The 10,576-nt window shown below is 61.1% G+C and carries 10 protein-coding genes and 3 pseudogenes; 10 read left to right on the forward strand and 3 right to left on the reverse strand.

Annotated features, from left to right (window positions below):
• On the reverse strand, positions 1 to 195 hold a 195-nt coding region (locus ACLP2E_RS20345), incomplete at its 3' end, for a hypothetical protein (RefSeq protein ID WP_442466943.1).
• Positions 196 to 237: 42 nt separating this feature from the next.
• Positions 238 to 738 carry a hypothetical protein gene (locus ACLP2E_RS20350; RefSeq protein WP_442466944.1) on the reverse strand — a complete coding sequence of 167 codons (501 nt, stop codon included), beginning with the start codon at positions 736 to 738 and terminating at the stop codon, positions 238 to 240.
• 276 nt (positions 739 to 1,014) lie between these two features.
• Between ACLP2E_RS20350 and ACLP2E_RS20355 the strand changes: the two are divergent.
• The 5 genes and pseudogenes from ACLP2E_RS20355 to ACLP2E_RS20375 all read left to right on the forward strand — a co-directional run.
• Positions 1,015 to 1,143, forward strand: a pseudogene (locus ACLP2E_RS20355) (aldehyde dehydrogenase family protein); the annotation flags it as partial.
• 110 nt (positions 1,144 to 1,253) lie between these two features.
• A pseudogene (locus tag ACLP2E_RS20360) lies at positions 1,254 to 1,442 on the forward strand (XdhC family protein); the annotation flags it as partial.
• Between the two features lie 354 nt (positions 1,443 to 1,796).
• A complete protein-coding gene (locus ACLP2E_RS20365) occupies positions 1,797 to 2,273 on the forward strand; it encodes an XdhC family protein (protein ID WP_442463488.1) in 477 nt (158 codons plus the stop codon).
• 218 nt (positions 2,274 to 2,491) lie between these two features.
• Entirely contained in the window at positions 2,492 to 2,809 is a 318-nt protein-coding gene (locus ACLP2E_RS20370; RefSeq protein ID WP_442466945.1) for a hypothetical protein, read from the forward strand.
• Complete coding sequence (locus ACLP2E_RS20375) at positions 2,806 to 3,420, forward strand: nucleotidyltransferase family protein (protein ID WP_442466946.1); 615 nt, start codon at positions 2,806 to 2,808, stop codon at positions 3,418 to 3,420. Before ACLP2E_RS20370 ends, ACLP2E_RS20375 begins: the two co-directional genes overlap by 4 nt.
• A 218-nt stretch (positions 3,421 to 3,638) precedes the next feature.
• On the opposite strand, the gene ACLP2E_RS20380 is transcribed toward ACLP2E_RS20375, so the two are convergent.
• Positions 3,639 to 4,268, reverse strand: coding sequence for a TetR/AcrR family transcriptional regulator (locus ACLP2E_RS20380; protein WP_442463472.1), 630 nt, complete (start codon positions 4,266 to 4,268; stop codon positions 3,639 to 3,641).
• A 317-nt stretch (positions 4,269 to 4,585) separates the two neighbouring features.
• On the opposite strand from ACLP2E_RS20380, the gene ACLP2E_RS20385 reads away from it, so the two are divergent.
• The 5 genes and pseudogenes from ACLP2E_RS20385 (at position 4,586) to ACLP2E_RS20405 (ending at position 10,320) form a co-directional block, all read left to right on the forward strand.
• The gene (locus ACLP2E_RS20385; RefSeq protein WP_442463471.1) at positions 4,586 to 5,656 is read left to right on the forward strand and encodes an efflux RND transporter periplasmic adaptor subunit; all 1,071 of its coding nucleotides are present in this window, start codon (positions 4,586 to 4,588) and stop codon (positions 5,654 to 5,656) included.
• Positions 5,656 to 8,805: an efflux RND transporter permease subunit gene (locus tag ACLP2E_RS20390; RefSeq protein WP_442466949.1), complete on the forward strand. Its 3,150-nt coding sequence runs from the start codon at positions 5,656 to 5,658 to the stop codon at positions 8,803 to 8,805. Before ACLP2E_RS20385 ends, ACLP2E_RS20390 begins: the two co-directional genes overlap by 1 nt.
• 395 nt (positions 8,806 to 9,200) lie before the next feature.
• Positions 9,201 to 9,659, forward strand: coding sequence for a hypothetical protein (locus ACLP2E_RS20395; RefSeq protein ID WP_442466947.1), 459 nt, complete (start codon positions 9,201 to 9,203; stop codon positions 9,657 to 9,659).
• Between the two features lie 153 nt (positions 9,660 to 9,812).
• Positions 9,813 to 9,947: pseudogene (locus ACLP2E_RS20400) on the forward strand (IS630 family transposase); the annotation flags it as partial.
• Between the two features lie 25 nt (positions 9,948 to 9,972).
• Positions 9,973 to 10,320, forward strand: coding sequence for a helix-turn-helix domain-containing protein (locus ACLP2E_RS20405; RefSeq protein WP_442466948.1), 348 nt, complete (start codon positions 9,973 to 9,975; stop codon positions 10,318 to 10,320).
• Positions 10,321 to 10,576 lie beyond the last annotated feature (256 nt).

Below are 10,576 nucleotides of genomic sequence, written 5' to 3' on the forward strand. Positions count from 1 at the left end.
GGCCGGATCGGCCGGGTCGATCTTCATGAATTTGCTGAAGAGCACCGCGGCGACATCGGCCATGCCCATGGGCATTCCGGGATGCCCGGATTTAGCCTTTTCGACCGAATCCATCGCCAAGGCGCGCAGGGCGTTGGCCATGTCTCTCGTTGAAGGTTTCGCCTCGGTTTTCGAGTCAAGCAGGGTCACGTTCATAGGTCCATCCTTCGATTCGTTCACTGGGTCCGGCGGCGGCGTTCACAGGTGCGGGCCGTAAACGAAATAGCCCGCGGCAAGCTGCTCGAACCCAGGGCGAAAAAACGAAGCCGTAGCGCCTGCGGGCGAAGCCGGGAAGATCGAGAAAATCGTGCCGATGGTGATATTGGCGTCGATATTCGACGGATCGACTACGACCGCTACATCGCCGGAGTCGTTGATGGTCAGGATGGAGTCTTCCTGCTCCGACGCGTAATAGGCCGTTGGTGAATTTTTCAAGGCTGACGTCACCGCTGCTTCCGCTAGAATGTCGAGCTTGCGCTGTTTGTCGCCGTCAGAATTGGCCAGCCCGGTTTCCGCTCCCATGGCCCCTTGCAAAGGGCCCTGAGCGATCAAGGCGCCAATCGCGATGCCGGCATTGGCCAAGGCGGCGACAACCGCCGCAACCGACGCGTTGCCTGAAGGCGACTCGCTCCAGATTTTCAGAAACGACTCGAGTTCCTCGCCCTCGACATGCCGAGACGGCGGATCGATCTTCGTCATGGGTTATTCCTCCGGGCTTCGCTCTAACGGCGGGCCAAGCTCAATCTGGGTTGGCTCTCGCGAAAATGAAATTTAATAAAATGAAACCATGATTTAGCTTACGTAAACAACTAGGTTCCCGGGTTATCGGCGCAATCGATCGGTCCAGCCGACGCCGTTCAGCCCACTAACTACGAGATGGTCGGACAACGATATCTATGGGCACATGAATATGTGGTACATTATAGCCTTTTCGACTCCGCCGCTAATCGACATCTGATCGCAAAGTAACGGCACAACGAAGGCCTGTTCTCCACGGAAGTCGCTCCCTTCAGCGGCGTAAAGGCGAGCGACAACGGCCGCGAAGGATCCAAATACGGAATGGATGATTACCTGGAGATCAAGTACTTATGCATGGGCGTTTAAGCAAAAGCGTTGAACTCCCCGAGCCCGACCCAACTGAACAAAAGCCGGAGCGCGCCCTGGTTTTCCCGGACCCGGGCGCGCCGTGAACCTCCGAAGCGAGACCCGCCACCATGCGTCTAAGCGGACAAACCGATCCGACATTTATCGCCGAGTCCTGGCTCGACGAGGGACGGCGCGTAGCTCTGGCCACTGTCGTCAGGGCTTGGGGATCGGCGCCCCGCCCCCTTGGCAGCCATCTTATTATTGATGCGGACGGAAATTTTGAGGGCTCCGTTTCGGGAGGCTGCGTCGAAGGTGACGTGATCGCAGCCGCGGCCGAGGTTCTGGAAACCGGTCAGCCAGCGCTTCTTGAATTTGGCGTGTCCAATGAAATAGCCTGGCGCGCGGGCCTTTCCTGCGGCGGGTCCATCGGCATTTTCGTCGAAGAAATTCTTGATCCATCCATCATCAGGATGATCAATTCCCATCGTCGTCATCGCCAGGCGTGCGCGACCCTCGTCGATCTTGAAAAAGGCGGAATGATTGTGGCGCCCGGTGGCGCCTCGGCGCCAGAGTATGGCCATTCGGCAATTCCCGCCGACGCCTTCGCCAGGGCGCCCCAGTTATACACGGATGCCGATCGAAATATTTTCATCAACGTCTATCGTCCGAGGGTGCGGCTGATCCTGATCGGCGCTGTCCACATCAGCCAAAGCCTGATTGTGATCGCCGGGAATCTTGGGTGGGAAACCGTCGTCATCGATCCTCGATCGGGATTCGCCAGCGAAGAGCGGTTTCCGTCCGCGCACCTCATTCCGGAGTGGCCGCAAGACGCCATGCGGACAATCGCGCTCGACGAGACAACCGCGCTGGCGGCCTTGACGCATGAACCGCGCATTGATGACTTTCCGCTGCGGAAAGCTCTGGAAGCGGGCTGTTTCTACGTCGGAGCGCTGGGCAGCCAGAAAACACATCAAAAGCGGATCGAACGCTTGCTGGCGTCGGGCCTGGAGCCGCGCCTCATCGATCGGATCGAGGCGCCGATCGGATTGGACATAGGCGCGACAACGCCAGAGGAAATCGCGATAGCGATCGCCGCGCAAATCATAAACACCCAAAGAAAAGGCGCGCTTGCCTGGAGGAGCGCATGATGTTTTTGGCCCTTGTCCGGCGAAAGGCTCCTGTGGAGCGATCCTCTCGCACAGCCTGGATATTGGCGAAAAGCGCTTCAAGAAAGGGCGTATCCTTTCCCGACAGGACATCGAATTTCTAAAGGCGCATGGAATGAAATCCATCGTCGTGGCGCGACCGGCCGTCAGGCCGTTTTTGGGCAAATCGGTCGCCCTGATTCAGAGCGTCACGCGGAACTTTGAAGGCGTCGATCATCAACAAGACGCGGGGCGCGTTGATGGCGCGGCTGACCCCCGCAAAGGGGGTATTGGCCATCGATCTTGAAGTTCCGCACGAAGCACCGATGGTCGCGGAGGCGATGCGGCGCGGCTCGGCGACGTCGGATGTCGTCGTCGTTTACGGCGCAGCAGCGATCGCCGATCGCGCCGATGTTCTGCCCAGGGCTTTGGAGCTTGCACGGGGCACGATCAAGCGAGATGGGCGTGGGAGATTGCTCGTCGATATCCCTGTTCGACCATCTCCTCGCATACCGGAAACAGGCAGGAGCAGGCAATGAACGTCGCAATCGCGGTGCTCGCCGCCGGCTGTTCGTCACGTGCCGCCGGACAAAACAAACTCCTCGCTTGCCCGAACGGCCAACCTCTTGTGGCCCTGGCCGCGCAAAGAGCTTTGGCCTCCAGCGGTCGCCCCGTCATGGTCGTGGTCGGTCACATGGAAGCGGAAATCCGGAAGGCCTTAGCGGAGATCGACGCCATGGTCGTTCAAAATCCGGCCTATCAGACGGGCATCGCGTCTTCGATTCAGGCAGCCGTCGCGCTGCTCCCCTTGGAATGCGATGGCCTGATGATCCATCTGGCCGACATGCCGATGGTCACGCAGGATCACAGGCGGCGTCTCCTCGACACATTCAACGAATCCGGGGGGAAATCCGTTGTTCGCGCGACCGCCGTGGGCCTGACGGGGAATCCGGTCATCCTTCCCAGAAGTCTCTTCTCCGAATTGAGCCGTCTGCGCGGCGACGCAGGAGCTCGCCGTCTCATTGAGACCAGGGATATTTCGATTGCCGACGTCGAAATAGGGGACGCCGCGCGCTTCGATGCGGGCACGCTGGAAACCTTGAGCCGGCTGTGCGAGATAGCTGACGGGTCGGCGACTGAAAAGCTTTGAACAAGCTCGCCGGCACAGCCAAGGCGCACGAAATCGGCCGCGAAGGCTGCGTCGCCGGCCTTTCATGGTGCTCGTAGGTCTGCTCGACGTGGTCGCGGCGTCGGCCATCTCGTATTGCTGAAGGTCTGAATAAAGAATTTGCTGGCGCCGAAAGCGGTTTTGCGGCGGGAAGAAGGAGGGAGTAGTTACGCTGCGTCGTCGTGACCGCGCATTTTCGATCACGGAAGCCTGTAGTGCTGCAGGAACATCTGAACCGTCTCCTCGACTATCTCCTCGGTCGGGACTGCTAACTTCTTGCGACCTATCATCAAGGGCCACAGGGAGAATTCGTTGAGGATCCCCATGAATTGGTGGGCCGCCAGCGTTGGATTGCGGCAATTCAGAATGCCCATGGCGGTCACATGGGCGAGATACCGCGCCAGGCGCTCAGTTTGAGGCTCCATGACGGCGGAGAACTCCTCGGCGATCCAGGGAAACTGGCGGGAGTCAGCAACCACCATGCGAAGGAACCCGAGGTATTCCGGGTGCCTGTGGAGCTCCAGGATCATGCGCGCGATCAGACGTAGCACCTCGTCGACATCGCCCTGGGTTTCAATGCCGGGCGGAAACGTGTCCTCGAGCTGTCCCGACACCCTGAGAAGCATCTCCCGGAAGATTTCCTCCTTGCTTGTGAACTGATTGTAGAGCGTCCGCCTGGCCAGGCCGGCTGCTCCGGCCAGTTCGTCCATGCTCACCGATCCGAACCCGTGTTCCAGGAACAGGCGCGTAGCTGCCTCGACGATCGCTTCCCGCGATCCCCCGCGCGCAACCTTCACGGCCGTACCGTTCGATTTCTTTCGAAGCTCCATCCCCAAGGCCCTTTTTGCACTAATGTGTGCAATTTAATACACTCCACGATGTAATGCAAGTGCCGGCGTGAACCGCGCGCAGCGCACTCCAATGGTCTGGTCGGTTTCGACCCATGGCAGGCAGGCGCGGTCCGTAACGGTTAGCTTCGGCGGCGAGCTGGGGTCGATGCCTCCAACTTTTTCGAAGCTCGACCACAAAATCCGTATTGCACTAATAAGTGTAATATCATACACTGCACTATGTAATGCAAGATCGCACGGTGAGGTTGTCGTCTCGGCGCAACCCCGCTCTCACGTCCCTGCAAAAGGCGGCACCAATGTTCAAGTCTCGAATTGCAGCAGCGGCCCTGATCGCAGCGACCCTGGCGGGCTGCGAAAAGAACAGTCCTCCCGCCGCTCAGGTCCGGCCGGTTCGCACCGTCACCGTCGAGCGCGGCGTGGAAGGCGAGACCATCTCGCTAACCGGCCAGATTCGCGCCAAGGATCAGGCCAGCCTCGCTTTTCGCGTCGACGGACGGATGATCGAGCGGCCTGTCCACGTCGGCGATACGCTGACCGCGGGACAGGTTGTCGGCCGGCTCGATCCGCAGATACAGCAGAACGCGCTGCACTCGGCGGAAGCCAATCTCGCGTCGCTTGAGGCGGTGACGACCCAGGCCCGGCTGACATTCTTGCGGCAGCAGGAACTTTTGAAGGATGGTTGGACGACCCACGCCGGTTTCGACGACGCGCAGCAGAAGCTCCTGACCGCTCAGGCCCAGGTCGACTCCGCCCAGGCGCAGGTGCGGATCGCGCGGGAACAGCAGAACTACACGGTCTTGTTTTCCGACGCCGCCGGAGCGGTTACCGCAGTCGGCGCCGAGCCGGGCGAGGTGGTCCGGGCCGGGCAGATGGTTGTGCAGCTGGCGCGTGTGGGCGGGCGCGACGCCGTCTTCGACGTCCCCGAACAGCTCATCAGGAATGGCCCGCACGACCCGCTCGTCGAGATCGAGCTCAGCAACGACCCCCGGGTTAAGGCGACCGGCCGGGTGCGGGAGGTTGCGCCGCAAGCTGATTCCGCAACCCGGACCTATCAGGTGAAGGTTGGCGTCGCCGATCCACCCGAGGCCATGCGGCTCGGGTCGACGGTCGTCGGCCGCATCAAGCTGTTGGCCACGCCCGGCGTCGAGGTTCCTGCGACCGCGCTCACCGAGAAGGACGGGCGTCCCGCCGTATGGGTGGTCGATCCGAACAGCAAGACTGTGTCCCTGCGCAACATCGAAATCCTGCGGTACGATTCCGCCACCGTCGTGATTTCCCATGGACTGGAAACTGGAGAACTCGTCGTCACCGCCGGCGTTCAGACGCTGCGTCCCGGTCAAACGGTCCGCCTCCTGGGAGCCGCCTGATGCATCAGCTCAACCTCTCCGAATGGGCGATCCGGCATCGTTCGCTCGTGACCTATTTCATGCTCGTCGTCGTGATTGCGGGCGTCTTGTCCTACCTCCGGCTCGGGCGGGGCGAGGATCCGGACTTCACCGTAAAGACCATGGTCGTCCAGATCGCATGGCCGGGCGCCACGGTCGGCGACACGCTCCAGCAGATCACCGACCGCCTGGAGCGCAAGCTCCAGGAGACGCCGAACCTGGACTATCTGAAAAGCTACACAACCCCGGGACAGGCCACGATCTTCGTCTACCTGAAAGATTCGACGCCCCCCGCGAAAGTGCCTGACATCTGGTATCAGGTGCGCAAGAAGGTTTACGATATACGCTATACCTTGCCGCCAGGCATCGTTGGCCCCGGCTTCAACGACGAGTTTGGCGACACTTACGGCATCGTCTACGGTTTCACCGCGGACGGCTTCACCCATCGGGAGCTGAGGGACTATGTGGACGACGTCCGCAAGCAGCTCCTCGAACTGCCGGACATCTCGAAGATCGACGTCCTCGGGGCTCAGGATGAGCGCGTCTATGTGGAGTTCTCGACCGAGCAGCTCGCGGGTCTGGGGATCGACCGCACAGCCCTGATCGCCGCTCTCAACGCCCAGAACGCCGTCACTCCTCAGGGCGTTGTGCAGACCGGCGACGAAAAGATCCTCGTTCGCGTCTCGGGCGCGTTCCGGTCCGAGCAGGACATACTGGCGGTCAATTTCGTCACGAATGGGCGAATGATCCGGCTGGGCGACATCGCGCACGTCACGCGCGGCCCTGCCGACCCTGTTCAGCCTAAGTTTCGCGTCAACGGACGAGACGGCGTCGGGCTCGCCATCGCCATGCGAAAGGGCGGCGACATTCTCGCCCTCGGCCGCAACGTGGCGCGCGCCATGGCCGAGATCAAGGCGGACCTGCCGGTCGGAATCGAGCCGGCGCTCGCCGCCGATCAGCCGGTTACCGTCGCGCACGCGGTTGACGATTTCATGGAGGCGCTCTGGGAGGCCATCGGCATCGTCCTCGCGGTCAGCCTGCTCGCCCTCGGCCTGCGCGCGGGCGCCGTGGTGGCGCTCGCGATCCCGCTCGTCCTCGCCGTGGTGTTCATGGCCATGATGATGTTTGGGATCGACCTTCAGCGAATTTCCCTGGGCGCCCTCATCATCGCGCTCGGCCTGCTAGTCGACGACGCCATGATCACAATCGAGGCGATGGTCACGCAGCTGGAACGAGGCGGCGAAAAGGAGCAGGCGGCCTCTTTCGCATACAGCTCGACCGCATATCCAAGGCTGGCCGGCACACTCGTCACGATCGCCGGTTTCGTTCCCATCGGATTCGCGCGCAGCGCGGCGGGCGAGTACACTTTCTCGATCTTCGCCGTCGTCGCCATAGCGTTGATCGCTTCCTGGTGCGTCGCGGCCCTGTTTGCGCCCCTGCTCGGCGTGTGGATTCTCAAGAAGCCCAAAACGCCACACCCCGAACATTATGGCCCGATCATGCGCTTCTTCCGCGCTTTCCTGACGCTGGCGATGCGAGCCCGCTGGGTCACGATCGGCGCCACCGTCGCCCTGTTCGCCCTGTCGGTCTTTGGAACGCGCCTGGTTCCGCAGCAATTCTTTCCCTCCTCCGACCGGCCCGAGCTGCTGGTGGACCTGCAGCTGCGCGAAAACGCGTCCATTTATGCGACAGAGGACGTCTCGGCGCGACTGGACAAGCTGCTTAAAGACGATCAGGACGTCGATCGCTGGAGCACCTATGTCGGACAAGGCGCGGTGCGGTTCTATCTACCCCTGAATGCGCAGCTGCCGAACGACTTTTTCGCGCAGGCGGTGGTTGTCACCAAAGGACTGAAAGAGCGCGAGCGCGTGAAGGCGAAGCTGGAGCAGGCGCTGGCGACCGGGTTCCCGAGTGTCGTCGGGCGGGTCTATCCGCTCGAACTCGGCCCGCCCGTCGGGTGGCCGGTCCAATATAGGGTGAGCGGGCGAGAGCCGGACCAGGTGCGCGCGATCGCCTCGCGAGTGGCCGAACTCGTCGCCGCCGCTCCTGGGGCGGACAACGTCAACTTCAACTGGATGGATCCGGCGCGCACGGTTAGGATCCGCGTCGACCAGGATCAGGCCCGGCTGTTGGGCATGAGCTCGCAGGAGCTGGCCCAGTCGGTGAATGCGGTCGTGTCCGGCGTCACGGCCACGCAGGTGCGCAGCGGCATCTATCTCGTCGATGTCCTCGTCCGGGCCTCCGCCGAGCAGAGGGGTTCGCTTTCGGCCATCCGGGCGCTTCAGGTCCCGCTGCCGAACGGGCGGAGCGTGCCGCTGAGCCAGATCGCCTCGATCGACTACGGCCAGGAATTTCCGATCGTCTGGCGGCGCGACCGTCTGCCTACCGTGACGGTGCAGGCCGACCTCGCGCCGGGCACGCAGGCCGCAACCGTCGTGCAGCATCTGGCGCCGCGAATCGCCGCGCTGAACGCGCGCCTGCCGAGCGGCTACCACGTTAACGTGGGCGGATCGGTGGAAGAGAGCGACAAGGCGCAGTTTTCCGTCATCGCCGTCCTGCCTTTGATGCTCGCCCTGTCGCTGACGGTGCTGATGGTCCAGTTGCAAAGGTTCAGCAGCCTGGTCCTGGTGCTCAGCGTCGTTCCCATGGGTCTTATCGGCGTCGTCGCCGCTTTGCTCCTGGCGGACAAGCCGCTCGGTTTCGTGGCGATCCTCGGCGTGCTCGCGCTAAGCGGCATGATCGCCCGCAACTCGGTGATCCTGATCGATCAGATCGAGAAGGAAAAGGCGCTGGGGCTTCACCCGTGGGATGCTGTCGTCGAAGCCACCTCGCACCGCTTCAGGCCCATCCTGCTCACCGCTTCCGCCGCAATCCTGGGGATGATTCCAATCGCGCCAACCGTCTTCTGGGGTCCCATGGCCTATGCGATCATGGGGGGCCTGGCGGTTGCCACCCTTCTGACCCTCATCTTCCTTCCGGCGCTCTATGTGACTTGGTTCAGGATCGAAAGACCCAGCGCGGACGACCGCCGGACAACGGATCTCCAAAATTCTGAGCCGCGCGGCCGCAGCGAAGAGGTGAAAGACGAAGATGTTCTGGAGCACGCGTGTACATCGATGCAACCATCTTGAACCGCCGTCCAAACGCTCCCAATGAGAGGAGGCGTCAGATCCGAAGCAGCTTCTCAGGAATCGCAAAAGCCTGCACCATGCGACCTATACCAACACAAATCGGATATCATGCGGTGGCTCGTTACGCAGTTGAAGGCCGTGAAAGCTCACTCATGCCTCAATTCCGGCGGAATGCGTTGCAGCGTCGACGCGGTGAACGTCCGCACCGGCAATTTTGTCTATTTCGACAACACCACCCACCAGATCGGGCCCGCGGGGCACGGTCGTCTTCGATTACCTGCAATAGACGTACCTGACATAGACGCCCATCATCACCGGCGCCGCCAGAGTAATCGGCAAGGAAATTGCCGCAGCGGGTCGTTGAAACATGAGGACATTCCGGAGCACGCATGCCCATGGACGTATCCATCTTAAGCCCCGTTTCAGCGCTCTTTGGGACGCTCATTGGAGGCGGCGCCTCGCTTAGCGCCGCCATTTACACTCAACGCTACCAAAATCGACTCCAGCGTGTCGCGGGTGAAATCGCGAAGCGAGAGACGGTCTATGCCGATTTCGTCATAAACGCGTCCAGTTTATTGCTGAAGGCGTACGTACGCGACGAAATCGCCATGGGCGGCGAGGAGCAGCGGTTGACCGGGCTTATCAATCGAATGAGACTGTTTGCTCCACCTGACGTAATTAAAGGTGCAGAAGCGGTGCTCAGAGCCATTGTAGAGATCTCGCTGAATCCCGCCATCGAAGTCCGGCGGCTCGCTAGAGAGGCGCTGTCCGACAGCCTCGATCCGGACGAGCTTCTATCGTTCAGCTTAATTTGTCGTGCGGATCTAGACAACATACTCCGAACTACAATGTAAAATTCATGATATATTTACGCGTAATCAACTTGTACAATGTCTCGAAAATTTTGACTCGCGGGACGATTCCCGAATCAGCATTTGTCTGATTCAAAAGGCGAACGATGGAGGTTCGCCATGCCTATTCCGCTTCGAGCTGATTTTAATGCGCGCATGTCGAGGGCGGCGGCCAAAAAGTCGAAGGACAGCGCCCAGGCCCGCCGGCTTTTGGCCTTGGCCGCAATCTATGACGGCGCCACCCGCACACAGGCGGCCGAGATCGGCGGCGTGACGCGGCAAATCGTTCGCGACTGGGTGGTGAAGTTTAACGCGCATGGCCCCGATGGGCTCATCGACGGCAAACAGTCTGCGGCCCTCGCGGCTCGACGACACGCACCGAGCGGCACTTGCCGCCATTGTCGAAAGCGGGCCGATCCCGGCTGTGCATGGCGTGGTTCGCTGGCGAGTCGTTGATTTGTGCCAATGGATATTCGAGGAATTCCGCGTCACCATCGCCAAACAGACCCTGAGCCGTGAGCTGCGCAAAATGAGGTATCGCAAGCTCTCGGCCAGGCCGCGTCATCACGCGCAGGCGCAAGGCGCCATTGAGGATTTTAAAAAAGTTTCCCAGCCCGCCTGGACGAAATCGCACGTGAAAAAGGCATCGAGACCAACAGGTTAGAAATCTGGTTCCAGGTGCTATGGAGGCGGACTCGCGGCAAACTGCAGCGGTCCGATTCATCGCAGCGGAGCTCTTCTCATGCCGACGAACAACGCCTCTCGCGTAGTCTATCTTGCCATTGAACTCAGCGCATCGTCCTGGGTTGTCGCCTGCCGGCAGCCAGAGAACGAGAAAGTTAAATTGCACCGGATGGAGGCCGGCGACTGCGAGGCGCTCCTGGCGATCATATCGGACTTGCGGCGCAAGGCGGCCGCGA

It is taken from the genome of Rhodoblastus sp. (assembly GCF_052145335.1).
Taxonomy (GTDB): Bacteria; Pseudomonadota; Alphaproteobacteria; order Rhizobiales; family Beijerinckiaceae; genus Rhodoblastus.